The sequence below is a fragment of the Turicibacter sp. T129 genome, from assembly GCF_025594975.1.
Lineage (GTDB): Bacteria > Bacillota_I > Bacilli_A > MOL361 > Turicibacteraceae > Turicibacter > Turicibacter bilis.
Genome location: NZ_JAMQUU010000026.1, coordinates 1 through 24,759 on the forward strand (window position 1 = coordinate 1; position 24,759 = coordinate 24,759).

A 24,759-nucleotide genomic window follows, 5' to 3' on the forward strand; every position below is an offset into this window, starting at 1 on the left:
GTCGCTTATTCAATTTGTCTCATCGACTTTTATTAGTTTATCACTGTTGTCGAACCTTGTCAAACACTTTTTTAAACTTTTTATGGCGCGCCCAAGAGGAGTCGAACCCCTAACCTTTTGATCCGTAGTCAAACGCTCTATCCAATTGAGCTATGGGCGCTTATTCAATTTGTCTCATCGACTTGTATTAGTTTATCACTGTTGTCGAACCTTGTCAAACACTTTTCAAACTTTTTTTATGGCGCGCCCAAGAGGAGTCGAACTCCTAACCTTTTGATCCGTAGTCAAACGCTCTATCCAATTGAGCTATGGGCGCTTATTTAATTTGTCTCATCGACTTGTATTAGTAGTTTATCACTGTCGTTGAATTTTGTTAAAGCTTTTTCCTCAATCTATTATTGGCACTTTTATGAATCTTATACTACCTATTATGTATTATTACTATTTTCATAATAAAAAACCACTCTAAGGATAATTATTCTTAGAGTGGTAACTATTAATAAGAATCAAAATTGATTTTTATCTTTTTATGTTGTTGAGATCCCGCTGCATAAGCAATTGTACGAACTGCATTTGCTATCTTTCCTTGTTTACCAATAACACGTCCTAAATCTTCTTCATTAACCATGACTTGAAATAAAATGTATTCTGCCTCACTTGGAAATTCTTTTATACGTAGATCCTCTTGATGTTGAATAAGCGGGCGAATCAAGTTTTCAATTAATGAAATATAGTTCACCGTTGCTTTCATCATTATTTAGAGTATTTTTCGTTGTGGAATTTAGTCATAATTCCTTCAGCTGAGAATAAAGCACGAACTGTATCAGTTGGTTGTGCTCCATTACGTAACCATTTCATTGCTAATTCTTCGTTGATTGAAACGATAGCTGGTTGAGCAACTGGGTTATATGTCCCGATTACTTCGATGAAACGTCCGTCACGTGGACTTACTGAGTTAGATGCTACGATACGGTAGAAAGGTTTTTTCTTAGAACCCATACGAGTTAAACGTAATTTTACCATTATATATTCCTCCAATTATATTCAAATTTATACTGTTAAGTATTTTCCCTTAACACGACATTTATGATTATAACAGGATGAAAAAAAAGTGTCAAGTTTTTTTACTTAACACCTTTAAATTTATTTTATTGCTTCTAAAACCTCAGGTCCTAGTTCAATTTTCTGAATGCCATGAAGATTTTTAATTTTAGATATAATGCTATCTTTTTGTTTTTCATTAATATATAAGCACACATAATTCATCTTTTTCGAAACATAAACTACATGCCCAAATTGCGATAATTTCTGTTGTACACTTGATTTTCTTGTATACACAATAACTTGAATTCGTCTTTGATCCAATTCCTTTTCCTCCTAAAGTTTAGCGTGAACAATTCCCGCTACCACATCCACATGCCTTATTCTTCTTTTCAATTTTGAATTCTATTGTTTGAGAGATATGTTTTGCTATTTCATCTAAAATTGATTGAATCTCTTTCTCACATGCTTTAAATGCTTTAATAGAAGGATTTTGAAACAAGTTAGATTTCGCCTCAATCAACCTTTCTGAAACGTCTTTATAGTCAGGATGATATTTACCTCCATATCTTTCTACATCTGCATAACTTACTTTTGCTTTTTCAAATTCGTTTATTAATTGAAGAATCTCTAGATTATTGTTTATTTCATGTTGTAGTTTTTTATAGGTTTGACAAATTGGAAGTGATAAGATTTCATCACCTATTGCTTCACATAATTCTATGTATTCACTATTATTTAACAATTTAACCACCGTCTTTAATTATATCATAACCCTATTATATTGACTAATTAATTGTATTTTACTAATCATCTCTTTTAAATGTGAAATCTAAAAACAAAAAATCATGTTAATTAATGAATCACTTATACAAAGGCTATGTTTTAAAATAATGTTGATAATTAAACTTAAGAAAAAAAGAGTCTTTCAATAAAATGAAAAACTCTTTTTATTTTCCTAAGAATCACGTTGGAGATATGGCTTATTCCTCAATTGCTTAAAAAGAAATATTTCAGCAAAAAATAAAAAATAAAGATAGTAGTACATAAATTTAAATTCAACTTCTTTTAAATATGAGTAAGTAAAACCATTTAAAAAATACAAGATAGTAAATATCAAAATGAAAGTAATGGGCAACTTTTTATTTTTAAATAAATTTGTTGCACAGCTAATTCCTATTAAAAACAAAAGTAAGCCGTAAAAAAGTTTATAAAAAGGATTCTCTATAGCAATGAGAATAAGTGGATATTGAAAAATAATCAGAAACAAAAAAATCATTAACAGGGGCATCAAAAAAAATATATTTATTAACCAAAAGTTACGAGGTAGCGAAGTCTTATTCCTTAAAGATTTAAAAAAGATATAACTTAAATATGGGGAAATTATATACAAATCAAAGTAAAATAAATACTTAAAAAGAATAAAAGCGAATAGGATAATAGCAACTCCTATTTCTCCGTGAAATAATCTTGGAACCTTAAATATTTCTAATGATGGGAATATTAGATTAAAAATGAAGATAAACGTTGGTATAGATGCTAATAACGGTAAAATTAAAGAAAATACTTTATTAGCAGTAGTTTTTAATGTCATTTCTTTCCCCCCTATCAAGATTTTATTATCCAGAAATAGTATACGATAATAACCATGAAATAACAATTAACAATTTTCTTAACTTTTTAATCTAAACAAACACAGGTTTCCTTGAAAGAATTTCTTCAATTAGAGTGCCTGCATATGTCGCTTGCGATTGAATATAAGCTTTCTGAATTTTCAGAAGTTCTTTTTCATCTTTAAAAAGCTCAATCCACTTGAACCATTTTAAGTAACTATTTAGATGCTTAGTTGAAACCCCTCTAAACTTTTGTAAGAAAGCTTTAAAATTACTATGAAAAGCATTGATATGTTGGATATGATAAATATCTTTCTTGTATTTTCCTGATGGAATGGCTTTATGTTCTAAATCTAATTGAGAAGCTAACTTTCCATATCCATGAGCGCTATCCGTACACAAAATAGAGTGAGGTGCAATATGACCTTCAAAGAACCGTTTTAGATTATCATATTTTACTCGTCCTGTTCCAAGCATACCAATTAAAATATTACCTGTTCTATCTAATGCTGTTCCAATACAAACTTGCTCATTTGATAATCCACGTTTACCAACAGATTCTCCACCACGTTTACGTGAGGGTCTTGGCATTGTAAATCGTTTGCTTTTAGAGTGGTTTCCTTTATAGCTATAACGAAGATAACACTCATCTGCTTCAACTAATCCGTCAACCTCTCCTGTTCCCATAAATGAACTGAGAGCATCTAAAATTTTATGTCGCCAAAAGAAAGCAGTAGCGATGTTGATATTACAGTGCCAAGCACATTGGCGCAAACTGTATCCTTTAATCATACATTCAATATAATCAATCCATACTTTTGTTTCTTTCTTTGAATAAGAAGTGGGTGTTTGCGTTTGTTGACTAAAAGATTTACCACAGTTACGACAAAGATAACGTTGATTTCCTTTGAATTTACCATTCTTTACGATATGGTCATCATGACAAAAAGGGCATTTATATTGCCCTGATGAGTATCTGGTTTCTTGAATTTCGGTTTGAAGTTTAGATAAATCTGATTTAAAGATTCTTTTTTCAACTTCAACTAATATTTCTGGTAAATCAACGGTTGCTACCCGATGTAAAAGTGCTACAATTAGTGACTTTGACATGAATTAAACTCCTCAAACATTTGTTCTATCACTATTATAATGGATAATTAAGGGTTCATTTATACAAATTTTGTGTAAAATATCAACACTCTTCTAAAACAAAGCCTATACAAAAAACGTCTAATTAAAAATTAGACGTTTTTTGTATACTTTGCTTCCCTTATCCTCGTCCCAAATGTGTTGCTGGAATTTCCTAAATATCTATTTATTATTAATCATTTTCAACATAAATTGTGCAAAATTAAGTTGTTTTTCAAATTTTTGAAGCCTAGTTGGTTGAGATTGTTTTTTTATTGTTTCAATCTCATTCACAAATTCTTGATATCTCTCCGGATTACGATTTAACTCCTTATACCATAACGGATACATTCGAATATAGTCTCGTTGTTCAATATTATTTACAATCTGATACATAATATCCATATCTTCATCTCCTAATCATCAAACTTTGAAAATAATCCAGGGAATGATTGTCTTTGACTTGCTGCTGCGCCTAAAGATGCACCAGCTCCTCCACTGTTACCACCTTGTAATGACTGGAAGATTTGTATAAATTTTTGAACGGTGCCCATTGTTTGTTGAACTTTATTCATATCCATTTTTTGAAGATATTGAAAAGCCTGTGTCATCATCTCTGCACCGGTCATCGTACTATTACCGGATGATTTTGTTTCGGTGTTTGTTTTTGCGTTGTTACTATTATTATTCGTAGCTGGCGTTGTCGAGTTACTAGATTCATTCGGAACTTCTTTGTATTTTTCCCACTGGCTATCTTCTTCGCCGTATAGATACCATTCTTCATAGATTGATTGCCATGTAGCTTTTCCATTTCGAACATCATATTTTAATCCTGGATATTTACGCACGAATTGTTTAAATTCATCTAATTGACTGTCCACTTTATTTCACCTCGCTACACTTAGTCACTATATTATATATAGTTTAACAATTATTAAGTGACTATAATTTGATTATTCTTAAGAACAATCGCCTCCTCTTACCATTATCATATGAAAAAAGCCTTAGTCTGTGACTAAGGCAATTAAGATATTTAAGCTTTAGGAAAAGGAACAACTTTCATTTTTAAATCGTGTTGCTTTTTCTCTTTTAATTTTTTTTCTTTAGCAGCTCTTTCCATTGAAATATTCAGGTAAATACCGATTCCTATGAAAAGAGAAACTAAACTGGAACCTCCATAACTAATAAATGGCAAGGTTACCCCAGTTAATGGAAATGCTCCACTTGCTCCACCTAAGTTAATAAGGGGTTGTACTAAGAAAATAGCTCCAATACCAATACTTGCAATTGAGCCGTAGAGCTCTTTACACTTGATAGCTGTGAAGAAGCAACGCATGGCAATGAAAAAATAAATGACCATAACGACTAAAATCATCCATACCCCTAATTCTTCTGCTAAGATCGTTGAGATCATATCATTGTGAGGTTCTAACACATAACCATATTTCTGTGTACTATTTCCAACCCCTACGCCGGTCATTCCACCTAAAGCAATCGCTGTATATCCCATGACATTTTGGAACCCTTTAGCATGATTAAATGGATCTTTCCAGACAGCAAAACGCTCTAATTGATAAGGAAATACTTTTGACATGATGATAAATCCTATTACTAATAAACATACTCCGAAGTAAAAGATAGGTTTAAACGCTTTCCATTTAACTCCTGTCGATAAAAACATAATCAGGCCTATAAATCCAATAATAAGAGCTGATCCGAAATCTGGTTGAATTAAGACTAAACCAGTACATAATCCAATGTAACAGATGACAAAAATAAAGCTTTGCCAAGTAATAGACCAATTAATCCCTTTACACGTTTTTAAATAATAGGTTCCTTTTCTCACACGATAATCTACTAACCAAGCGACTGCCATGATCATACCAATCTTTACAAATTCTGCAGGTTGTAACTTGAAGGATCCAATTCGAAACCAACTCCTTACTTCGGAGCTTTCAGATCCTCTTGCAAATAAAAGGGTTATAACTAAAAGAAACGGACAACCAATAACAGCTAATGGACTTAACCTTTTCAAAGTACGATATGGAATTGCTATAACACATAACATTGCTATTATTCCTGCAATCCCCATGATTAATGTTTTTATAAATAAATTAGAGGGATCGCCCTTTACTCCGTTATAGATAGAAATACTCGTAATACTATATACCATGATTAGACCTATTCCAAATAAGATGGCGACTAGAATTAAGGTGATTCGATCTATTCCCTTTATACGTTCAAAGAAATCAGTACTATAATCCTTTAATATTTGAAGTGGCTTTTTTTTAATTCTATTTTTTTTAAAATTCATCCAACCTCTCCTCCTAATGTAAATAACTACATATGCTGTAATAATATTCTATCACGATTAGGGCTTTAAAAAAACTTTATCTTTCGACAACAATTAGGTATTTAGCATGAACCAACTTTGAATTCGAGCGTATAATACAGTGTAATCAGGAATGAAGGAGGGATAAATGATGTACAATTACGGAACAGGATGTAACTATAACTACGGAGGATATATTGGTGGATATGGTTATGGTGGATATGCACCTGTTGCTTATCAAGTACCTACTACTAATGGAAGAGGTCACAATTTTGCTCTTATCCTCGTATTATTCATTCTATTAGCGATCATCGGATGTTGTGGTGGATTCGGTGGAAACAATACTGGCTGCGGTTTTGGATTCTAAATCATCCTTTGTAAACTGATTGAATCGTCAAAAATGATTAATAAAAAATATTAACCATTTTGAGCGTATTACGTATGATATATTGAGGTAATCATCTAAAGGAGGAAATTTAAATGTATAATTATGGATATAACTGCTATACACCTTGCTATTCTGGAGTTAACTATGGTGGAGGTGCTGGATATGGCGGAGGTTGCGGTTTCGCTTTCATCTTAGTATTATTCATCTTATTAGCAATCATTTGTAGCTGTGGTGGATTTGGATTCGGTGGAGGTTGCGGAAACGGCGGATGCGGTTGTGGATGCTAATCCATCCAATTCACTGAGTTAAATGACATATAGTGGGGTAAAGGCTCTCTTCCGAGAGCCTTTTTATTTTTATCAATGATTAAAAATATGTCTTTTTCCTAAAATTTATTAACCACTGTCGACATTTTTGCGTATGATATCTTGAAGTCAACAGAATGAAAGGAGAATATATATGTATAATTATGGATATAATTGCTATGCACCTTGTGCTCCAGTAGCACCAGTGTTAAATAACTGTGGTAGAGGTTGTGGCGGATTTGCCTTCATCTTAGTGTTATTCATCTTGTTAGCGATCATCTGTGGTTGTGGATGCTTCAACGGCGGAGGTTGCGATGGATTTAATAACAACTGTGGTTGTGGGTGCTAATTAAGTGCCCCTCCCTCTTTTAGAGGGGCATGTAGTGACTTGGTCCGTTTAATCATTTTTATTTGAATGATTTAGTTTGCACTAACCTTTTACTTCCTCTTACGTATGATATAGTGAGCCCTAAATAAAAAGGAGGAATTACTCATGTATTACAATGGAGTAGGTTATGGCTGTGCTCAACCTTGCGTACCTGTCGTACCAGTTGCAGGATATGGAGGAGGATGTAGTGGAGGTTGCGGTTTCGGTGGATGTTGCTGTGCTTTCATTTTAGTTCTCTTTATTCTAATCATCCTCTGTGGTTGCGGATGTGGCTTCGGATGTGGTGGCTGTGGTTGCGGCGGATGCGGTTGTGGCTATTAATTCATAAATGAATCATTCTAATTCATTAGAAATGATGAACGAAATTAATCAAACAGCGTATTATATATTAGGTGTACAAACAAGGAGGTATGTAAAATGTGCTGTGGAGAAAATAATTTTGGTAATGGATGTGCATTTTTCCTAGTTCTCTTTATTTTACTTGTTATTATCGGATGCTGCTGCTGCCGTTAATTTCTTAATAGTGTGAGTAAGGGAAAAGATAATTAATTATGATAAATAAGAGGTGTTTCGGCACCTCTTTTGTTTTATTTTAATTTCCTTTTTTGTCCCATTAGCCAAATAACTATTTGTTTGTTATAATAGAAACTAAGTTAGAATGGAGGGTTCTTAATGATCACTATGAAAGACATTATTCGCGAGGGACATCCAACATTAGCAAAAGTAGCTACTGAAGTACCAATCCCGTTAAGCAAAGAAGATGTTAAATTAATGAATGACATGCTACAATTTATTATTAACAGTCAAACACCTGAGATTGCTGAAAAGTATCAATTACGTGAAAGTGTTGGTTTAGCAGCACCTCAGTTAAACTTAGATAAGCGTATTATTGCTGTGCATACAGAAGATGAAAAAGGAAAACTTTATTCATTAGCATTAGCTAATCCTAAAATCGTTAGCTACTCAGAAGAAATGACTTATTTACCAATGGGTGAAGGATGTTTATCTGTTGACCGCGAGGTTGAAGGATTAGTTCCTCGTTACCGCCGCATCACTATTCAAGGGTATAATGCGAAAGGTCAACTAATTAAATTCCGTTTACGTGATTATGTGTCAATTGTCTTCCAACATGAAATTGATCACTTAAATGGTCATTTATTCATTGATCGTATTAATCAAGATCAACCTTTAGCACCAATCCCAAATGCAAAACCATTAGAATTCTAAAAAAAAGACCGATCTTAAATCGGTCTTTTTTAATGTACACGTTGTGGTTTCTTTACGTATAATGTCATTAGTTTTTTCTCAGCATTTTTATCTTTTCCATATGAGACTGCTTTTTCATAAGCCTCCATCGCATGATAGTCATCTGCTAAGTAATTTTCATAAATTACCCCCAGGTTATAATATAATTCACCGGCATATTTCACTGGGGTTCCTCGTTTTTCAATCAAGGCGTCTGCTTTTAAGTAATACAATTTAGCAGATTTATAGTCTGATAAGTGATAGAAGTAAAGATGGCCAATATTCACATAAGTACTTGGTGTTTGATCATCAATTTCTAACACGCGAAGATAGTAATCTAAAGCCGCTAAATAATTTTTAAAAATTTCTACATTTAAATAAGCGAGTGCATTTAGCGCTAAAAGGTTATTCGGGTTAATCTCTAAGACGCGTTCATAGTAGTGAACAGCTTGTTTATGGTTATCTAATTCAAAATCATAGATATTGGCGATTTCTAATACAAGCCCTTCTTCATTTTTAAAATAAGGTAAGGCTGAAATCAGGACTTCTACCCCACTCTTTGGATCGTGTAAGTCATGGGCATATAACGAGCGTAACCCATGATAAGAAACTAAAGAGTATGGATCGAGTTTAATCGCTTGTCGATAATATTCAATAGCTTCTTCATAAGCTTTGAAATGATGTCTTAAAATATGGGCATAGTTATGACAAACGAGTGTATTGTCTGGCTCTAATCGAAGTGATTCCTCATACGCTTCTTTCGCGTCATCAAATCGATCAGCACGAACGTAAGCATCCGCTAAGTTGGCCAGTGCTGTAGCGGGATTCGTTGATAAGCTCACTGATTTTTCAAAGTATGGAATAGCAGTTTCTGCATCTTGCTTATATTTAATATAAAGACAGCCTAAGTTATTTAAGTTACGTGCATGATCGGGCTCAAGCTCCTCTACTTTTTCGCTACATTTAAAAGCTAGTTCAACATCATCATTTAAATCAATGCAAAGTTCAGCTAAATTGAGATAGGCATCTACATACTTCGGGTCGAGGTCAATCGCTTTTTCATAACATGTGATGGCCTCTAACGGCTGATTTAAAAATTGTTCATATAAAATTGCTAGATTAAAATATAGCGTCGGTGAATCTTCATGATAGGTAATCGCTTGACGATAATACTTCTCTGCTCGTCTGTAATCTTGATACGATTCAATAGAAATAATGGCTAACGCATTATAGACAGCGGCTAGGTTTGTTTGACGATCGAGTTGCTCGAGAAGCAGGGATTCTGCTTCATCAAAGCGTTGTTCGTCTAATAGTTGTTCAATGTATTCTAATGGCGTCGGTTCACTCATGATGAATTGCCCTCTTCTTTCCTTATTATATAGTATTAAAATAAACCTAGTGTTTCACAGGCATAATAGATTCCATTTTCATCGATTCTTTTTGTGACAAAGTCAGCATGCGCTTTAACTTCATCGCTTGCATTTCCCATCGCTACTCCGATGTCAGCTAGTTGTAACATTTCGATGTCGTTATGACCATCGCCAAAAGCAATGATTTGTTCTGGCTTCTCTGATAAATGGTTGATTAATTGTTTAATTCCTTCAGCTTTTGATCCATTTAGTGGCACAATATCAGCTCCAAAACTTAACCAAGGAACGAAACGAAGGTCGTTTTTGAATGTTTCAGGTAGATGCTTGAAATCATCTGAGAAGTACCATGCTTGAAGAATAGCCTCTTTCTGATGAATGTTTTCAATGATTTCGGGTAATGGCATTGAAACCCGTTTAAACGATTCAATCACATCATCATTCATTCCTGTGACAGTTGATCGAGTGGCTGATAATAATCCAATGACCATCTCTAATTTATTTGCTTCTTGAATTAAATTTTCAACAACTTCAGTTGGAATGGCATTTTCATAAACGACTTCCCCATGATGTGTAATATGTTGTCCATTGGCCGTCACAAATGTACTAAACGGTAACTGTCTAATACGTTCGTCTACTAAAAATAAAGCACGTCCTGTAGCAACGGCTAATTCATGTCCCGCTTCTTTTAATTTTTGGATGGCCTCAATCGTGCTCACTGGAATTTGATTGATGTCACTTTGTAAGAGTGTACCATCGATATCAAATAAAATTAAACTTTTCTTCATCTTATCTCACATCCTTCATGTTAGTATGTCAAAATTTTGTACTGTTTCATTCATCATAGTAAATTTATTACATAATTTCAAGTCCTAATCTGTTATATTGACCCGATGTAATGGTATAATAAGTAATGTTGGTTGTAGACTTTAATAAGATTTTGATTTGAAGATTATTTTTTCGACCTTTTATGAATCTCGTGTTATAATGTTAGCAGGATGTCCAAACTAAGTTAAGGACCAGAGACGTTTTAGGGAACTATTAATTTGCGTAAAAATGGATTAATTTTTTTGAAGAAATAACAATTACATTTAATGAGAGGGCGTGTACTATGAGTCAACGTAAAAAGAGCTCTCACTTTAAGCCAAATGATGTGGCAATTTTCGCACTTGGTGGTTTAGGTGAAGTTGGGAAAAATATGTACTGTGTTCAGTACAAAGATGAAATTTGTATTATTGATGCGGGAATCAAGTTCCCTGAAGATTATTTATTAGGAGTCGATTACGTGATTCCAGATTATCAATATTTAATTGATAATCAAGATAAAATTGTCGGTTTATTTATTACTCATGGTCATGAAGATCATATCGGTGGGATCCCATTTTTATTACGTCAATTAAAACTTCCTAAAATTTATGCTGGTAAATTAGCAATCGGACTTATTAAAAATAAATTAGAAGAACGTAAATTATTGCGTCAAGCCAACATTGTTGAGTTTAATTCTGAAACGGTCATTAAATCAAAACACTTTACATTTGAATTCTTCCGCACGAATCATAGTATTCCAGATTCTTACGGGATTGCGATTAAAACACCTCATGGAACCATCGTTCATACAGGAGATTTTAAATTCGACTTTACCCCAATCGGACCACCAGCAGATTATGCTAAAATGGCACGTTTAGGTGAAGAAGGTGTCCTATGTCTTTTATCAGATAGTACGAATAGTGAATTACCAATTTTCACGATTTCTGAACGTCGTGTTGGAGAGAATTTAGGAGATACGTTTAAAAAGATTAAAGGGCGTATTATTATTGCGACCTTTGCATCAAACGTTCACCGTGTTCAACAGATTGTTGAGGCTTGTGTGGCTACGAATCGTAAAATTGCCATTTTCGGTCGTAGTATGGAAGCCACAATTAAAATCGGTTTAGAATATGGTTATATTCATTGCCCAGAAGATACGTTTATCTCAGCTAATGAAATTAAGCATTTACCACAAGAGGAAGTCACAATTTTATGTACTGGTTCTCAAGGGGAGCCTTTAGCTGCACTTTCTCGTATTGCGAATGGAACACATCGTCAAATTCAAATTATTCCAGGTGATACAGTGATTTTCTCATCTTCACCAATTCCAGGAAATGCTTTAAGTGTTGGTCGTACGATTAACGCGTTATACCGTGCTGGAGCTGAAGTTATTACTCATAGCCCATTAACGGATATTCATACATCAGGTCATGCAGGACAAGAAGAGTTAAAATTAATGTTAAGCTTAATGCGTCCAAAATACTTCTTACCAATTCACGGGGAATATCGTATGTTAAGTGTCCATGCTCAACTTGGAATGCAATGTGGTGTTCCTGAAGAGAATTGCTTCGTGATGAATAATGGTGAAGTCTTAGCGTTTAATCAACATGGTGCTCGCTTGGCAGGCCGTGTTCCATCAGGAACGGTTTATACTGATAATAGTGGTTTAGGAGATGTCGGAACTGAAATTATCCGTGATCGTAAAATTTTATCAGAAGATGGTCTTGTTATTGTAGCGGTTTCAATTAAACGCTCTGAAAAACGTTTATTAAACGGACCAAATGTCGTTTCTCGTGGATTCGTTTATATGAAAGAATCTGAAGATTTAATTAAAAATACGGAGATTGCTGTTCGCGAAGTTGTTTTACATAAATTACAATCTTCAAAACATTTCTCAACTGAGGAATTAAAGTCAGCGATTTGTGATGTGGTTTCACCATTCTTATTTAATAAAACACAACGTCGTCCAATGATTTTACCAATCATTATGGAGATTTAATCATTAGGCTCTCATCTTTCGGTGAGAGCTTTTTTCTTTCGTTTTTTAAGTAGCTTTAACAGAAAAAGCGTTGCTAAAAATAGCAACGCTTTTGTTTTATTTTTGAGTAATATTGGCCTTAACAACAGATACTGTATTGTAGTTTGCCACCTCATCTTGATATGTCTCGAGATTAATGGCAGCTGATCCACCTGTTGTATAAGCTGCTAAAACAACATCTTGATTTAATGCTCCACCATATTGTTCAATAGCCACACGGTTTTCAAAGTTGATAGCCGGTGCATCTGTTTTTACTGCTTTATATTCTGGATTTTTATCGTTTGTTGTTTTTTCTTTATCGACTTCCGCAATAGAGAAAATTGATTTTACATCACCTTGTCCGATGTTTAAGATCATATGAACAATTGAGTTTTTCTCCATTGTTTCTGTTGTATACGTCGGAATATCAATCGTATTGACTAATTCACCATTTTCATATTGTTCAACTGTCATGTTAATGTCATAAGATGATCCAGTTGGTAAAAGCATGGATGCAACAGTACTTTGGTTTGGTCCATAATCTGCTGACTCTAATAATAATCCAATAACTCCTGATACTTCTTGATTCACGATTTTAACGTCACCTTCTGGTAAATTGGCTGCTCCACACCCAGCTAATCCTACTGTGACAAGTAATGCTGAAACCATTAAGCCTACTTTTTTGAATGTCATATCTATCCCTCGCTTGAATCTTGAAACTAATTTTGATAATGAAGTTAGTATATCATAATCTGCTTGTTAGTTCTTTATTTTTTTGTGTACAGTATATATTTTTCACTTTTTTTCCACACCATATTCATAATTTTGATAAACTTTAAATGCTCCTAGATTAGAAGAAGATGAACTAATGTGCGCTATCAAATGAATGGATGAGTTGTTGATTAACTAAAAAGGATAAATTAGTAGCGGGTGCAATGAACAATTGCTTTAATTAAAGGCTCTATTATGTTTTTCTTCGATTAAATTGATCCACAATAATATCAATTAATCACTTGTTTGTGTTTTAACATAGAGAGTAAAAAAAGAGTCCATAAATGAACTCTTTTAGCTATGCAAAAGCCAGTGATCAAATTCACTGATATCTTTATTTTCTCCAATGACTAATAAGACATCGCCTTCTTTAATTTCTGTGTTCGCTTGTGGAACGACGATGTTATAGTTACGTTTAATAGCAGCAATGTTGATACCAAAACGTTGAGGAATATTTAAATCAATTAAGGTTTGACCAATGATAGGTCCCGCTGCTAGTAATTCAACGATACTATAGGTATCTGATAGCACTAAATAATCTAAAACAAAGTCGGATAACATTTGATGTGCTAGACGTTTTCCTGTATCTTTTTCTGGTTGAATGACTGAGTCAGCTCCAATTTTTAAAATTACTTTTTTATGATAATCATTCACAACTTTTACGGTTACTTTATTCACACCAATTTCTTTTAGCAGTAAAACTGTTAAGATACTTGCTTGAATATTTTGCCCAATTCCCACAATCACGTGGTCAATATTACGAATTCCGATACTTCTTAATGCTTCCTCATCTGTTGAATCTAAAATAATGGCTTGTGTTGCAATGTTAACATATTTTTTAATCACTTCTTCATTACAATCAATCGCTAAGACGTCTGCTCCTTGACGAGCTAATTCTTCAACGACACTCCCACCAAATTGTCCACACCCAATGACGGCAAATGTTGTATCTTTCTTGTCCATAAAAAATCCCTCTTTATTATTGGTCGTCCCTTTTTCACTTGAAGGTCGACGATTTATTTTGATCACCACGGATCAATTTTTTATATTCTAGATTATTTTAACATGATTAGACGAATTTTTCTATGCTATTATTGTAGAGTTTTTGTGCGTGTTTTAAATCAGCAGCATAAATAGTATCTTTAATCAAGCTCACTTTTTCAAACTAATCATCACCTTTTACTCTCAACTATATGTGCCAATTGGCGATTAGTTACCTATCTTTTAGTTTATCATTGATTTAACCGTAGATCACTGATTGAGATAACAAAGAGATAGATTATTATTTTTCTTACATGATTTATACTACAATCTATGTGAATGAAATCAAAGTGCTTAAGCATCTGATAAAAAACGTAGTAATAAAAATAGACTTCCATTTGGAAGTCTATTTTTTTAGATTAGTCATCTAATAACCAATGATTAAATTCAGTTAAATCTTTGTTTTCACCGATAACAAGTAATCTATCACCAGTAATAATTGAGGTATTTGCTTGTGGAACGATAATACTATTTTGGCGTTTAATCGCGGTAATATTAATCCTAAATCGTGTGGGAATATTTAATTCTATCAATGTATGATCAATCACTGGTCCAACAGCTAGGATTTCAATGATACTGTAGTTATCTGCTAAGACAATATAATCTAGAATCCGGTCTGAAAGCATTTGATGTGCGAGACGCTTCCCAGTATCTTTTTCAGGCTGAATGACGTTATCTACACCAATCTTTAAGATGACTTTTTTATGATAATCATTCACAACTTTCACTGTTACTTTATTGACGCCAATTTCTTTTAATAAAAGAGCTGTTAAGATACTTCCTTGAATATCTTGACCGATTCCAATAATCACGTGGTCAACATTACGAATTCCGATGCTTCTTAATGATTCTTCATCGGTTGAATCTAAGACAATAGTATGTGTCGCAATGTTGACATATTTTTTTATTACATCTTCATTTCGATCAATGGCAATGACGTCTGCTCCTTGGCTAGCTAACTCTGAAACGACACTTCCTCCAAATTGTCCGCATCCAATGACGGCAAAGGTTGTATTTTTCTTTTTCATAACTTTATTCCTCTTCATGATTAATTATTTATTAGTTTAACCTAATGAAGGGAATCTATGTGAAGAGTTTATCTTTTTTTACATCTTTTTCTTGTGCTCTGTTATAATAATGATGAGGTGATATGATGAAAGAACCATTTATTTTAAAGGAAAATCTATTGTTCATTGAATCATGGATGAATAAAAATGAGAATTTAATTGCTGGATTTACGACAATTAAGGGTGGAACATCGATTGATAAATTTGAAGGCTTAAATATTGCTTATCATGTTGGAGATGAACCAGAAGCCGTTTTAAAAAATCGTCAAGTGGTTGCTGATGCAATTGAGATGCCATTAGAAAAATGGGTATTTGCAGAACAGATGCATACAACCGCTGTTCATAAAGTGACATCAGCTGATTTAGGAGCTGGTGTTCATAGTTTTGAATCTGGAATTAAAGCGACAGATGGATTATATACAACAGAAAAAGACGTTGTGTTAGCGACGTTCTATGCGGACTGTACTCCTCTTTACTTCTATGCCCCTAAACATGAATTAATTGGAGTCGCTCATGCAGGATGGCGTGGGACAGTAGATGGCATGATGCATGAAATGTTACGTACTTTAAAAGAGGTTGAACAGATTGATGCGACTGATATTTATGTGGCGATTGGTCCATGCATTGGGCGTGATGCTTACCGCGTGGATGATACCGTGATTAATGAAGTGAAAAAATCAAAAGTTGAGGGTTGGGATGAAACATTTATTGAATTAGGAAATGGACAATATAAATTTGACCCTAAATTATTAAACTATAAACAAGCCATTCACGAAGGGGTTCCAGCTGAAAATATCGTGATGACTTCTTATTGTACTTACACAGATGAAGATTTATTCTATAGCTTCCGTAAAAATAATCAAACAGGACGCATGATGAACTTCATGTGCCTGAAAAAATAGTTAAAAAGACCAATTTTGTTGGTCTTTTTTTGTTATATTTAATTAAAGTTCAAGATTTTATTGATCATTTTTCATATATTAGCTTAATGTGATAATATGTCGCAAAAAGTATCGAAAAATAACGGAGTCTTAACATGAAAATAATAGTAAAACAGCTTGATAGAGCAATAAAAAGTATGACTATAAAAATCATCATATCTTTAAATAAAATTTTTAATTCATCCCAAAACTGAATGAACTATCAGATTAGAGTGATTCACTTTTTTGAATCAGTTCGATAGTATCTATTGATTCAATTCGGATAATTTTGAGTTTACGTTCACCTTTTTTAGTCGTGTATGAGATTTTCACCCACTCATCATCGGCCTCTAAGATAGTATAAACGCCATCATTACTTCCCCACAGCTCTTCTGTCTTAATCATACACTCTTGATTGATTAATGAATTTAAAATTTTTGACATACTCTCCTCTCCCTTTAATTGTCGCTTTAATTTCTTCACTTGATTTTCTAGCTTTCTAACTCGTCCAGGGTATCCTGAATAGGCAATCATAATGATAAAGCAAAGCCATCCCCACCACTGCAAGTGTTATCCCTCCTTTTATTTTGAACACGGATACTCATCTTTCAAGATAGAGTAGTAGCAACAGTCGATAAATTCTCCTTGACTATTTTTCTCTACTTTACGCAGTGTTCCTTCATAAGTTAAAAAACATTTTTGCATGACACGACCTGAAGCTGGGTTATTGACATCATGACGTGCCACTAACCGTTCAATGCCAATCTCATTTAAACAAAAGGGGATGAGCGCCTGAAAAGCTTCTGTTACGATTCCTTGGTTCCAATACCGACGTCCAATGCAATATCCTATCTCACCACATTCCTTTTCATCATCTACGTTCATTAAACTAATACTTCCGATTACCTCATGACTCTCTTTCAACTCAATTGCCCATTGATAATAGCGACTGTCTTCATAGCCTGCCACCCATGAATCAATAATCATTTCGCTGACTTCAATGGATGAATGCGTCGGCCATGTCAAATACTTTGTCACCTCATCATCACTTGTCCAGTTTTTAAACATATCATTAGCATCGGATAACGTAAAAGGTCTTAAAATCAGACGCTCTGTTTCAATCAGTTGTGTTCCTTTATGAGCTAACATTTACATTCCTTCTCTCTTTATAATTTTAATCAGTATACCACTTTTGGAATATAATGTAAATTACAGTAAGTTATCCACATCTATTATGACTTTTTATCATAAGTTATGATATGTTTGGGGAATTCTGGTAATTGATAAATAGCCTCTTTTAAAAATTCGGGGTAAATCATCACCTGATCAAGTCGGCTTAATGGTATCCAATCAAAAGACAAATACCAATCCTTATTCTCTTCCATTACAAAATGATTGGGACTACTTTCTAAAAATTCTTTTGGTAAATCGATAAGGTAATAAAAGCAAATTTCATGAAACGGCTCATTTAATATTTGTTCGTAAAAAAAGTTTTCATGAATCCAAAGCAAACGATTAACTTTTCCCTCTACTTGAAGTTCTTCTTTGATTTCGCGTAAAATAGCGCATGTACTCGTTTCATGAAGGTTCACACGTCCACCTGGTAAATAATAATGAGGAGCACGATGATCTTTCATGATGAGTAGTTTATTTTCATGAATCATAACCCCCGCCACTCGATAATTAAAGCGTCCTTCTTTTGTTTTAAAGGTTAAATCCATCCTATTCCCCTCCTGTAACATTCTATTATCTCATCTCTTCTGTTAATCCTTAAATGCTAATTATTTCTTTTTTACTTAAGATAACGGTCACGTTGTGTAAACATGAGACTAATTCATTAATAATCAGAGCTTCAATAAAGTTTCATTCGTAAAACTCGCCAGTTCCTAATGAGGTCGTTTGTGTCTTTGTAGCGATAATTTTGAATCCTTGAGCTTCATAACAACGAATGGCACGTTTATTCCAAGTACGAACTTCTAGATGTAGCGGTTTCTGGCCATAACGACGGATACTTTCTTACTTAGCCAATGCAATAATTTGTTGACCGATTCCCTTCGAGCAGTAATCTGGATGAACACCAATCCCAAAGAAGACATGCTCATCTTCATTTAATAAATTGACAAAACCAACTAACTTTTATAAACAAATTATTTAAGCCCTACCAATGGAAGATACCTAAGATCTTAATCTTTGGACCCACCCTTCCTCACACATCTCTTCCCATGATGATAAATTATAAAGATCGTAAGGTGCTTCATAGCACCAAGTACAAATTTGCTTCGCGAACTCTTCTGTTAATTCGGTTTGTTTAAGTTTCATAAAATCTCCCCCTTCAGTAGATTCCTTATTTTACTATACGCCCTCAAACTTATCCACACCTATTATTTAAACTTAACATAAAAAAGACAGCTCCCGCTGCAGAAGGAGCTGTCTTTTTTGTTATTCATTATAAATCGCTTGATATTCTGGCATTTGTCTAATGTCAGACAATTCATCATCTGTTTTCATATACTCAATTAAACTAGGACTTAATTGAGTTGAAAATTTAATATCTTCTAACGCCTTTTCATTCTCGTGTAATAAGGCATAGCAACACGCACGATTATAATAAAAAACTGAAACCTCAGGATTATATTTAATCCCCTCGGTATATAACGCGATACTCTCTTGATAATCTTCAAATACTTCTTTATATAAAATAGCTAAATTTAAGTATGTGAATGAATACTCTGGATTGCTGTTTAATGATTTACGATAATAGCGAATAGATTCTTTAATTTGTCCTAATTTTCGGCAGGCCACGCCTAAATTAAATAGTGCCATGTAATCGGCTGGATCGACTTGATGCGCACGATAGAAATAATGATAAGCTTTTAAGTTCTTATCTTCAGCCTCATAGATACATCCTAAGTTAATATAAGCATAATAGTAGGCTGGCTCAATTTCAATCGTTTTCTCATAATGATAAATAGCTTTTTCATTTTCTCCTAATTCATCATAGATATTAGCTAAGAAAAAATGTGCAGCCTCATAATTCGGATCAAGTTCAATTGTTTTTTTGTAGTAATAAATGGCTTTCTCATAATCTTCATTATCATCATAAATCGTCGCTAATCCATAATAAGAGGTTGGAAACTCTGGATCTAATTTAATCATGTCATAAAAGAGCTGAATGGCGTTTTTCTGCTCATCAACTTCATCATATAAAAAAGCTAATTCAAGCATTAAATCTAAATCCTCTATTCCAAAGGGTGTTTGGTAGGCATTAATAAAATGTTCTAATGCTTTTGAAACATTCCCGAGCTCTAAATAGTGTGCAGCCACTGTTTTTTGATTTAAATAGTATTGGTAAGTTTGTTCTGGCATTAGATCCCCTACCTTTCTTCTTAACGATTAAATGTTTGGCGAATCAAGGCATCGCCTGTGCTTACCTCTAAATAAATGACCTCTAACTCATCAGTTTCAGCTGTAATAATGGCATACGTCTTCTCTTTTGTATTGCGCGGTAAAACGACACTTCCGGGATTTAAGAAGAGAATGCCTTCATTCATTTCTGCTCCTATACAATGAGAGTGGCCATAGCAAACGATGCTAGCTCCAACTTCTAAAGCTTTATAGTAAAGACGTTGCATTGAATATTTAACATCATACTGGTGTCCGTGTGTCATAAATAAGGTTTCTCGATGATTGAGTTTCTCAACACGATGAAGAGGATACTGCTGATCGAGGTCACAATTTCCACGTACGGTTAAGTAACCTTGAATGTCCGGATGATTACTCATGAGCTGAGAATCTCCACAATGAATAAATAAATCTGCGTCGTGTAAATGGCGCTCACGAATGAGTTTTAAACTTTTTACATCCGCATGACTATCACTAACAACTACGATTTTCATGGCTCATCCCTCTACACTAAATTCATTAAAATAGTTTGTAATTTCGCAAAGGCATCCGCACGATGGCTTAATACATTCTTTTGATGCTTCGGAATTTGTGCCATTGTCTTTTCAAGTTCCGGTAAGTAGAAGATTGGATCGTATCCGAACCCTTCACTTCCTAAACACTCTGTCAAGATTTGTCCTTCACACGTTCCACGAACGACTGACTCCTCTCCTTCAGGTGTCACTAAAGCTAATGCACAAACAAAGCGAGCCCCACGTTGTTCAGTTGGAATACCTTCTAACTCACTTAATACTTTTTTAATATTCGCTTGATCATCGCGGCCTTCTCCTGCATAACGCGCACTATAAACGCCAGGACGTCCATGAAGTGCATCGACTTCTAAACCTGAATCATCAGCAATCACAACTTGATTAAATTGTTTCGCAATTGCACGCGCCTTAATTAAGGCATTCTCTTCAAACGTTTCTCCGTCTTCTACGATATCTTCGATTTCTTCAAAATCAAGTAACGATTTGACAGTAATATGATATTGACTGAAAATGTGTTCAAATTCTTTAGCTTTTCCAGCATTTTTAGTAGCAATAATAACTTCTTTCATTCTCTAGACTCCTTAGCTAATTTGTTTTTGCATCGCGATTAATTGTTGAATTCCTTGACTTGCTACGTCTAACATTTCAAGTAACTGTGCATGAGAATACGTTGCTTCCTCACCTGTTCCTTGAATTTCAACAAATTGACCACTTTCTGTCATAATCACGTTCATATCCACTTCAGCTGCTGAATCTTCTTCATAATTTAAATCTAAAATGACTTCACCATTTAAAATTCCAACCGAAATGGCGGCTAAATATTCTTTTAATGGGGACTCAGCAATCGTTCCATCAGCCACTAATTTATCAAAGGCTAATTTCATCGCTACCATTGCTCCTGTAATCGATGCAGTACGTGTTCCACCATCGGCTTGAATCACATCACAATCAATCCAAATTGTACGTTCTCCTAATTTTTCTAAATCAACAGCTGCACGAAGTGAGCGACCAATTAAACGTTGGATTTCCATCGTACGGCCACTCACTTTTCCGCGTGCTGCTTCACGAATATTACGTGTATTAGTTGCGCGTGGTAACATTGAATATTCAGCTGTAATCCAACCTTTTCCTTGTCCACGCATAAATGGCGGTAACTTATGTTCAATGGTTGCCGTACAGATTACTTTTGTATTTCCGAATGAGACAAGGACGGCTCCTTCAGGATTAATTATATAATGGGGAATAAATTCTACCGATCTTAGTTCATTATTCTTACGTTCGTTTGCTCTCATATTTATCACCTTACTTGATTAAAACTTTCATCCCCTATTATAACATAATCTCTTTTTTATTGGGCTTCAATTAATGATTCAAAATCGAATCGACTCGTTGGTACCGCAATAGAATGATCTACCTCATCCATCACTTTAATGTTTCCGTTGATTGAAACCGAAACCATTTCAATATCATCTAATTCCGTTAATGTCATCACCAATTGTTTTAACATCGTTGATGAAACTTTTGTTTGTTGACTGTCATAGTATAACTCAGAACTGAAATTTAATGAAACTAATCCATCACTAATGACTGGATCACTCAATAATGTCGTCTCTTGATCAAAAACACTCACATAATTTTGATTCACAGGCCCTTGAATTAAAGCAGAGATAGCATAAGTAACTGGATCAGTTGAAGCTGGAATAAGACGTGTGACTGGAACTAGCAATCCATCTTTACTATCATCTGTTACAAAATAAAGCGTCACAAGCTGCGTTTCATCAAAGTTTGTTGTATCTAATTCTAAATTAATTCCCATTGATCGGTCAAGTCCACGACTGACTGGCAATGTTCCATTTAAATTAGACACAGGTTCCCCATCAATCTCAAACTTCACTTTATCGACATCAACTAATTCAGTATACGTCCAAACAAGAGAAGATAACAAATCTTGTTCTTCATCAGCTGTATAATCTAAAAATTCCGGTGAGACATTCAGTGTCAGGACCCCATTTTCTAAGTGGTAATCATTTAAAGTAGCCGTAGGTGAGACTAAAGAAGTGGTTCCAACAGGCAGCTGATTTGATTTAGTTGTTAAGATTTCAAATATTGCTTGAATTGGATTACTTTCTTCACCTTTTTTTACGTATGTTTTGACAAGATTGTCTGACTCATGTAAGGCATAAACTGCATAATACTCTTCTGACGAATAGACGATTTGTTCTTGCGATGTTTGTTCACTCATCGTATTGACTAGGTTTCTTGCTGCAGGATCTTCAGATCTACTAGCATAATAAATAAACAACATTGCGAGGACTGGTAATGTTAATTTTTTTACCCATTTCGTTTCCATTTCTTTTCACCTCTTCTTAAATATATAGCTACTATATGAAGGGGTAAAAAAAAAGATAACCTTTACCGCAAGTTATCTAAAGAGTCGAGAATAGATGTCAATTCTTTAAATCATTCGATAAAAATTATCTTGTTCGTTGCATGGTTAGCGATTATTCATGATATTTTGATAGTTTTCTTTAAATGGATATTTCTCATTCGATAAAATAATTGATTTAAATTTATAAAAAATATTATGTAAAACAAGCGCATCCACAATCGCATCATGAATTTGTGTCCCCGTAAAAATTTCATAACTTTTAATGGCATTATATAGTCCAATATCTTGACCAATTTGGTAATATTGTCGATGAACACGTTGTAAATCAATAAGTTGATCGGTTTCAAATAAAGGCTCAACCTGATTTAATAAATAAGAGTTTTCTAGAATGAAACCATCTGAAACTCCCCAAACCAAGAAGATTGGGTTATATCGTGCAATAACTTCTTTAATATAATCATAGAAGTCTTGATAGCTCATTCCATAAGCTATCGCTGATTCGGTAATTTTTAAGAATTCTTGTGTTTTTCCTGAAACATGCGGGAATAAGGTTGGTTTCACATAAGCAGAGAATTTCTCTACTAGATTTCCTTCTGCATCTGCAATGATTAAACCGAATTGAATAATTTCAGGGTGAAACTTCATCCCTCGGTATTCAGGACCACTCATCGAAAACTCTAAATCTAAAAAGGCATAATAGTTCGAATCTAATAACGTATTAATTGTTTGTCTTAATTCGTGCTTAATAACTTGAGGATTTTCAGCTTTCTTACGATTTTCGTTTTTAATCGCTGTAATCGCAAAATAACTAGATTTTCCAATTTTGAATTCCATTGGGTTATACGTAAACTGAAGAAAATCTCCAGGTTTATATTGATATTTAATAACATTAAAATGTTTGGGCGTAATATAAAAATGAATCAATTGCCCACCTGTATGTAACGAAATACGCGGAATCGATAAATTCAATGATTGAATTTTCCCTTTTAATTCTTTACATTTTTGCATCGTTAACTCAAGATGATTAATTTTCTTCTTCCCACTTAAGCTATATTGCACGGACTGTCCAATCATGGACGTTGATACCGTTAGCTTAGGGTCGAATGAAAACCACGTCTCATTCATTAAGATTTTATGTTCGTCTAAATTTATTTTTAAAATCACTCCGGTATGTCCGAGCATTCTGACCACTTCCATCAAACAGTTTCATCATATCTACATGATGCCTTAAACTTTTTTCTTTAAAATTACTGAAGTTTAAATCTTCATCATTCTATATTATTATAATACACTTTCTCCCTTTAATCTACTCGCACATTATTTTTTTATATTCTCACAACCTCTGAGTAATCATTTTTTTCGACGTCATTAATGACGTAAATTTATATACGTCACGATAAATTTTCTATAGGGAAAATTTTAAGCCCTATCAGTGGTGGATTCATTTCGGTTAGAAATGGTCCATGATCCATCGTTACTATAGTCCGTCTTAATATCCAAGTATTTTAAGAAATAAGCTTAACTTGAAATATCTAGTTTTTTCGCTTTACATATAGATAAAATTTTAAATCTGGCTGATGATTTCAAAGCTTAACCTACAATAACTACCACATTTAACTCCTAAATCTAGTCGTCATTCCATGAAGCTCATCTATTTCAAAAAGGGATAGCATTTGTTGATTAATAATCTATTATATGCTTTGAATAATTAGCTTTATGACTGGCTAGCACCTCCCAACCCATCTTTTATAAAAAATTAAAACAGTGATAACTATTGACCATTACTAGTTTGCTGTTGTTTTAATAAATCTAAAATTTGTTTCATTCGATCGAGTAGCACACCGAATCCATATAAAAATACAATCAAAATGATATGAAGCGCAATACATGTCACCATTTGATTTCCAAGTCCTAAAATAACAACAAGCATCACTAGACTTAATAATTGAAAAAACTGTCCCAACGTCATTAAAATTCCTCCACCTAACAATGATAACCTTATTTTATC

33 protein-coding genes, 2 tRNA genes and 1 pseudogene are annotated in these 24,759 nt (G+C 33.9%); 8 read left to right on the forward strand and 28 right to left on the reverse strand.

The features are described from left to right. Positions 1 to 83: 83 nt before the first annotated feature. From NEH75_RS05170 to NEH75_RS05220, 11 genes are all read right to left on the reverse strand, one after another. Positions 84 to 160: transfer RNA gene (locus tag NEH75_RS05170), tRNA-Arg, on the reverse strand. A 79-nt stretch (positions 161 to 239) separates the two neighbouring features. Next, positions 240 to 316 (reverse strand) — tRNA-Arg (locus tag NEH75_RS05175). Between the two features lie 180 nt (positions 317 to 496). After that, positions 497 to 739: a KH domain-containing protein gene (locus NEH75_RS05180; protein ID WP_238580575.1), complete on the reverse strand. Its 243-nt coding sequence runs from the start codon at positions 737 to 739 to the stop codon at positions 497 to 499. Between the two features lie 14 nt (positions 740 to 753). Next, a complete protein-coding gene (gene rpsP / locus NEH75_RS05185) occupies positions 754 to 1,023 on the reverse strand; it encodes a 30S ribosomal protein S16 (protein WP_237252827.1) in 270 nt (89 codons plus the stop codon). 120 nt (positions 1,024 to 1,143) lie between these two features. After that, on the reverse strand, positions 1,144 to 1,365 hold the full coding sequence (locus tag NEH75_RS05190; RefSeq protein WP_055241088.1) for a DUF2129 domain-containing protein: 222 nt from the start codon (positions 1,363 to 1,365) through the stop codon (positions 1,144 to 1,146). Between the two features lie 19 nt (positions 1,366 to 1,384). Further along, positions 1,385 to 1,786, reverse strand: coding sequence for a YlbF family regulator (locus tag NEH75_RS05195; protein WP_055241091.1), 402 nt, complete (start codon positions 1,784 to 1,786; stop codon positions 1,385 to 1,387). Positions 1,787 to 1,999: 213 nt separating this feature from the next. Continuing rightward, positions 2,000 to 2,635 (reverse strand): hypothetical protein, encoded by a 636-nt coding sequence (locus NEH75_RS05200; protein ID WP_055304975.1) that lies wholly within the window; start codon positions 2,633 to 2,635, stop codon positions 2,000 to 2,002. A 91-nt stretch (positions 2,636 to 2,726) separates the two neighbouring features. Further along, on the reverse strand, positions 2,727 to 3,764 hold the full coding sequence (locus NEH75_RS05205) for an IS1595 family transposase (RefSeq protein ID WP_055304977.1): 1,038 nt from the start codon (positions 3,762 to 3,764) through the stop codon (positions 2,727 to 2,729). 201 nt (positions 3,765 to 3,965) lie between these two features. Then, positions 3,966 to 4,187, reverse strand: coding sequence for a YlbE-like family protein (locus tag NEH75_RS05210; protein ID WP_055241093.1), 222 nt, complete (start codon positions 4,185 to 4,187; stop codon positions 3,966 to 3,968). Between the two features lie 11 nt (positions 4,188 to 4,198). Continuing rightward, positions 4,199 to 4,663: a spore coat protein YlbD gene (gene ylbD / locus NEH75_RS05215; RefSeq protein WP_055276400.1), complete on the reverse strand. Its 465-nt coding sequence runs from the start codon at positions 4,661 to 4,663 to the stop codon at positions 4,199 to 4,201. A gap of 152 nt (positions 4,664 to 4,815) precedes the next feature. Continuing rightward, complete coding sequence (locus NEH75_RS05220) at positions 4,816 to 6,096, reverse strand: FtsW/RodA/SpoVE family cell cycle protein (protein WP_055304979.1); 1,281 nt, start codon at positions 6,094 to 6,096, stop codon at positions 4,816 to 4,818. A gap of 169 nt (positions 6,097 to 6,265) precedes the next feature. On the opposite strand from NEH75_RS05220, the gene NEH75_RS05225 reads away from it, so the two are divergent. From NEH75_RS05225 to def, 6 genes are all read left to right on the forward strand, one after another. Next, a complete protein-coding gene (locus NEH75_RS05225; protein WP_055304981.1) occupies positions 6,266 to 6,481 on the forward strand; it encodes a YjcZ family sporulation protein in 216 nt (71 codons plus the stop codon). A 113-nt stretch (positions 6,482 to 6,594) separates the two neighbouring features. Beyond that, positions 6,595 to 6,789, forward strand: a complete 195-nt coding sequence (gene yjcZ, locus NEH75_RS13560) for a sporulation protein YjcZ (protein WP_055241101.1) — start codon at positions 6,595 to 6,597, stop codon at positions 6,787 to 6,789. Positions 6,790 to 6,961: 172 nt separating this feature from the next. Beyond that, positions 6,962 to 7,156 carry a sporulation protein YjcZ gene (locus NEH75_RS05235; protein WP_055241103.1) on the forward strand — a complete coding sequence of 65 codons (195 nt, stop codon included), beginning with the start codon at positions 6,962 to 6,964 and terminating at the stop codon, positions 7,154 to 7,156. A gap of 144 nt (positions 7,157 to 7,300) precedes the next feature. After that, positions 7,301 to 7,516 carry a hypothetical protein gene (locus NEH75_RS05240; RefSeq protein ID WP_055304983.1) on the forward strand — a complete coding sequence of 72 codons (216 nt, stop codon included), beginning with the start codon at positions 7,301 to 7,303 and terminating at the stop codon, positions 7,514 to 7,516. 96 nt (positions 7,517 to 7,612) lie between these two features. After that, positions 7,613 to 7,708: a YjcZ family sporulation protein gene (locus tag NEH75_RS05245; RefSeq protein ID WP_082411225.1), complete on the forward strand. Its 96-nt coding sequence runs from the start codon at positions 7,613 to 7,615 to the stop codon at positions 7,706 to 7,708. 159 nt (positions 7,709 to 7,867) lie between these two features. Next, positions 7,868 to 8,422 (forward strand): peptide deformylase, encoded by a 555-nt coding sequence (gene def, locus NEH75_RS05250; protein ID WP_055304985.1) that lies wholly within the window; start codon positions 7,868 to 7,870, stop codon positions 8,420 to 8,422. A gap of 29 nt (positions 8,423 to 8,451) precedes the next feature. Here def and NEH75_RS05255 read toward each other — a convergent pair whose 3' ends face one another. Both NEH75_RS05255 and NEH75_RS05260 read right to left on the reverse strand, forming a co-directional pair. After that, positions 8,452 to 9,789 carry a tetratricopeptide repeat protein gene (locus NEH75_RS05255; RefSeq protein WP_055241110.1) on the reverse strand — a complete coding sequence of 446 codons (1,338 nt, stop codon included), beginning with the start codon at positions 9,787 to 9,789 and terminating at the stop codon, positions 8,452 to 8,454. Between the two features lie 35 nt (positions 9,790 to 9,824). Then, a complete protein-coding gene (locus NEH75_RS05260; protein WP_055241112.1) occupies positions 9,825 to 10,595 on the reverse strand; it encodes a Cof-type HAD-IIB family hydrolase in 771 nt (256 codons plus the stop codon). A 323-nt stretch (positions 10,596 to 10,918) separates the two neighbouring features. Between NEH75_RS05260 and rnjA the strand changes: the two genes are divergently transcribed. Next, on the forward strand, positions 10,919 to 12,613 hold the full coding sequence (rnjA, locus tag NEH75_RS05265) for a ribonuclease J1 (protein ID WP_055241114.1): 1,695 nt from the start codon (positions 10,919 to 10,921) through the stop codon (positions 12,611 to 12,613). 96 nt (positions 12,614 to 12,709) lie between these two features. Here rnjA and NEH75_RS05270 read toward each other — a convergent pair whose 3' ends face one another. The 3 genes from NEH75_RS05270 to NEH75_RS05280 all read right to left on the reverse strand — a co-directional run bounded on the left by NEH75_RS05270 (position 12,710) and on the right by NEH75_RS05280 (position 15,471). Further along, positions 12,710 to 13,324, reverse strand: a complete 615-nt coding sequence (locus NEH75_RS05270) for a hypothetical protein (RefSeq protein ID WP_055241116.1) — start codon at positions 13,322 to 13,324, stop codon at positions 12,710 to 12,712. Positions 13,325 to 13,696: 372 nt separating this feature from the next. After that, positions 13,697 to 14,365: a potassium channel family protein gene (locus NEH75_RS05275; RefSeq protein ID WP_055241118.1), complete on the reverse strand. Its 669-nt coding sequence runs from the start codon at positions 14,363 to 14,365 to the stop codon at positions 13,697 to 13,699. 437 nt (positions 14,366 to 14,802) lie between these two features. Continuing rightward, positions 14,803 to 15,471 carry a potassium channel family protein gene (locus NEH75_RS05280; RefSeq protein WP_055241120.1) on the reverse strand — a complete coding sequence of 223 codons (669 nt, stop codon included), beginning with the start codon at positions 15,469 to 15,471 and terminating at the stop codon, positions 14,803 to 14,805. A gap of 125 nt (positions 15,472 to 15,596) precedes the next feature. On the opposite strand from NEH75_RS05280, the gene pgeF reads away from it, so the two are divergent. Then, complete coding sequence (pgeF, locus tag NEH75_RS05285) at positions 15,597 to 16,412, forward strand: peptidoglycan editing factor PgeF (RefSeq protein ID WP_055304987.1); 816 nt, start codon at positions 15,597 to 15,599, stop codon at positions 16,410 to 16,412. A 246-nt stretch (positions 16,413 to 16,658) separates the two neighbouring features. Here the strand turns inward: pgeF and NEH75_RS05290 are convergent, their stop codons facing one another. The 12 genes and pseudogenes from NEH75_RS05290 to NEH75_RS05340 all read right to left on the reverse strand — a co-directional run bounded on the left by NEH75_RS05290 (position 16,659) and on the right by NEH75_RS05340 (position 24,720). Continuing rightward, the gene (locus tag NEH75_RS05290) at positions 16,659 to 16,997 is read right to left on the reverse strand and encodes a hypothetical protein (RefSeq protein ID WP_055276389.1); all 339 of its coding nucleotides are present in this window, start codon (positions 16,995 to 16,997) and stop codon (positions 16,659 to 16,661) included. A gap of 15 nt (positions 16,998 to 17,012) precedes the next feature. Continuing rightward, entirely contained in the window at positions 17,013 to 17,579 is a 567-nt protein-coding gene (locus tag NEH75_RS05295) for a GNAT family N-acetyltransferase (RefSeq protein ID WP_262941162.1), read from the reverse strand. An 83-nt stretch (positions 17,580 to 17,662) separates the two neighbouring features. Next, on the reverse strand, positions 17,663 to 18,151 hold the full coding sequence (locus tag NEH75_RS05300) for an NUDIX hydrolase (protein WP_055304989.1): 489 nt from the start codon (positions 18,149 to 18,151) through the stop codon (positions 17,663 to 17,665). Between the two features lie 295 nt (positions 18,152 to 18,446). Further along, positions 18,447 to 18,554 (reverse strand): annotated as a pseudogene (locus NEH75_RS13595) (GNAT family N-acetyltransferase); the annotation flags it as partial. Between the two features lie 51 nt (positions 18,555 to 18,605). After that, positions 18,606 to 18,749, reverse strand: a complete 144-nt coding sequence (locus NEH75_RS05305; protein WP_237252530.1) for a hypothetical protein — start codon at positions 18,747 to 18,749, stop codon at positions 18,606 to 18,608. 120 nt (positions 18,750 to 18,869) lie between these two features. Next, a complete protein-coding gene (locus NEH75_RS05310; RefSeq protein ID WP_055304991.1) occupies positions 18,870 to 19,796 on the reverse strand; it encodes a tetratricopeptide repeat protein in 927 nt (308 codons plus the stop codon). A 20-nt stretch (positions 19,797 to 19,816) separates the two neighbouring features. Continuing rightward, positions 19,817 to 20,326: a YfcE family phosphodiesterase gene (locus NEH75_RS05315; RefSeq protein WP_055276379.1), complete on the reverse strand. Its 510-nt coding sequence runs from the start codon at positions 20,324 to 20,326 to the stop codon at positions 19,817 to 19,819. Between the two features lie 11 nt (positions 20,327 to 20,337). After that, positions 20,338 to 20,931 carry an XTP/dITP diphosphatase gene (locus tag NEH75_RS05320; RefSeq protein ID WP_055241137.1) on the reverse strand — a complete coding sequence of 198 codons (594 nt, stop codon included), beginning with the start codon at positions 20,929 to 20,931 and terminating at the stop codon, positions 20,338 to 20,340. Positions 20,932 to 20,943: 12 nt separating this feature from the next. Beyond that, positions 20,944 to 21,654, reverse strand: coding sequence for a ribonuclease PH (gene rph / locus NEH75_RS05325; protein ID WP_055241139.1), 711 nt, complete (start codon positions 21,652 to 21,654; stop codon positions 20,944 to 20,946). 56 nt (positions 21,655 to 21,710) lie between these two features. Continuing rightward, complete coding sequence (locus tag NEH75_RS05330) at positions 21,711 to 22,712, reverse strand: GerMN domain-containing protein (RefSeq protein ID WP_055276377.1); 1,002 nt, start codon at positions 22,710 to 22,712, stop codon at positions 21,711 to 21,713. 144 nt (positions 22,713 to 22,856) lie between these two features. Further along, entirely contained in the window at positions 22,857 to 23,948 is a 1,092-nt protein-coding gene (locus tag NEH75_RS05335; protein ID WP_055276375.1) for an exonuclease domain-containing protein, read from the reverse strand. A gap of 574 nt (positions 23,949 to 24,522) precedes the next feature. Beyond that, a complete protein-coding gene (locus NEH75_RS05340; protein WP_055276373.1) occupies positions 24,523 to 24,720 on the reverse strand; it encodes a hypothetical protein in 198 nt (65 codons plus the stop codon). Between the last annotated feature and the right edge of the window lie 39 nt (positions 24,721 to 24,759).

Excerpts from the sequence above, each read along its gene's own strand:
- NEH75_RS05310 (WP_055304991.1), bottom strand. The coding sequence starts at position 19,796 with ATGCCAGAACAAACTTACCAATACTATTTAAATCAAAAAACAGTGGCT.
- NEH75_RS05200 (WP_055304975.1), bottom strand. The coding sequence starts at position 2,635 with ATGACATTAAAAACTACTGCTAATAAAGTATTTTCTTTAATTTTACCG.
- NEH75_RS05300 (WP_055304989.1), bottom strand. The coding sequence starts at position 18,151 with ATGGATTTAACCTTTAAAACAAAAGAAGGACGCTTTAATTATCGAGTG.
- NEH75_RS05330 (WP_055276377.1), bottom strand. The coding sequence starts at position 22,712 with ATGGAAACGAAATGGGTAAAAAAATTAACATTACCAGTCCTCGCAATG.
- pgeF (WP_055304987.1), top strand. The coding sequence starts at position 15,597 with ATGAAAGAACCATTTATTTTAAAGGAAAATCTATTGTTCATTGAATCA.
- NEH75_RS05280 (WP_055241120.1), bottom strand. The coding sequence starts at position 15,471 with ATGAAAAAGAAAAATACAACCTTTGCCGTCATTGGATGCGGACAATTT.
- def (WP_055304985.1), top strand. The coding sequence starts at position 7,868 with ATGATCACTATGAAAGACATTATTCGCGAGGGACATCCAACATTAGCA.
- NEH75_RS05335 (WP_055276375.1), bottom strand. The coding sequence starts at position 23,948 with ATGGAAGTGGTCAGAATGCTCGGACATACCGGAGTGATTTTAAAAATA.
- NEH75_RS05320 (WP_055241137.1), bottom strand. The coding sequence starts at position 20,931 with ATGAAAGAAGTTATTATTGCTACTAAAAATGCTGGAAAAGCTAAAGAA.
- NEH75_RS05275 (WP_055241118.1), bottom strand. The coding sequence starts at position 14,365 with ATGGACAAGAAAGATACAACATTTGCCGTCATTGGGTGTGGACAATTT.
- NEH75_RS05295 (WP_262941162.1), bottom strand. The coding sequence starts at position 17,579 with ATGTTAGCTCATAAAGGAACACAACTGATTGAAACAGAGCGTCTGATT.
- rpsP (WP_237252827.1), bottom strand. The coding sequence starts at position 1,023 with ATGGTAAAATTACGTTTAACTCGTATGGGTTCTAAGAAAAAACCTTTC.
- NEH75_RS05205 (WP_055304977.1), bottom strand. The coding sequence starts at position 3,764 with ATGTCAAAGTCACTAATTGTAGCACTTTTACATCGGGTAGCAACCGTT.
- NEH75_RS05220 (WP_055304979.1), bottom strand. The coding sequence starts at position 6,096 with ATGAATTTTAAAAAAAATAGAATTAAAAAAAAGCCACTTCAAATATTA.
- NEH75_RS05340 (WP_055276373.1), bottom strand. The coding sequence starts at position 24,720 with ATGACGTTGGGACAGTTTTTTCAATTATTAAGTCTAGTGATGCTTGTT.
- NEH75_RS05210 (WP_055241093.1), bottom strand. The coding sequence starts at position 4,187 with ATGGATATTATGTATCAGATTGTAAATAATATTGAACAACGAGACTAT.
- NEH75_RS05225 (WP_055304981.1), top strand. The coding sequence starts at position 6,266 with ATGTACAATTACGGAACAGGATGTAACTATAACTACGGAGGATATATT.
- NEH75_RS05255 (WP_055241110.1), bottom strand. The coding sequence starts at position 9,789 with ATGAGTGAACCGACGCCATTAGAATACATTGAACAACTATTAGACGAA.
- rnjA (WP_055241114.1), top strand. The coding sequence starts at position 10,919 with ATGAGTCAACGTAAAAAGAGCTCTCACTTTAAGCCAAATGATGTGGCA.
- NEH75_RS05270 (WP_055241116.1), bottom strand. The coding sequence starts at position 13,324 with ATGACATTCAAAAAAGTAGGCTTAATGGTTTCAGCATTACTTGTCACA.
- NEH75_RS05245 (WP_082411225.1), top strand. The coding sequence starts at position 7,613 with ATGTGCTGTGGAGAAAATAATTTTGGTAATGGATGTGCATTTTTCCTA.
- yjcZ (WP_055241101.1), top strand. The coding sequence starts at position 6,595 with ATGTATAATTATGGATATAACTGCTATACACCTTGCTATTCTGGAGTT.
- NEH75_RS05240 (WP_055304983.1), top strand. The coding sequence starts at position 7,301 with ATGTATTACAATGGAGTAGGTTATGGCTGTGCTCAACCTTGCGTACCT.
- NEH75_RS05235 (WP_055241103.1), top strand. The coding sequence starts at position 6,962 with ATGTATAATTATGGATATAATTGCTATGCACCTTGTGCTCCAGTAGCA.
- NEH75_RS05315 (WP_055276379.1), bottom strand. The coding sequence starts at position 20,326 with ATGAAAATCGTAGTTGTTAGTGATAGTCATGCGGATGTAAAAAGTTTA.
- rph (WP_055241139.1), bottom strand. The coding sequence starts at position 21,654 with ATGAGAGCAAACGAACGTAAGAATAATGAACTAAGATCGGTAGAATTT.
- NEH75_RS05305 (WP_237252530.1), bottom strand. The coding sequence starts at position 18,749 with ATGAAACTTAAACAAACCGAATTAACAGAAGAGTTCGCGAAGCAAATT.
- NEH75_RS05260 (WP_055241112.1), bottom strand. The coding sequence starts at position 10,595 with ATGAAGAAAAGTTTAATTTTATTTGATATCGATGGTACACTCTTACAA.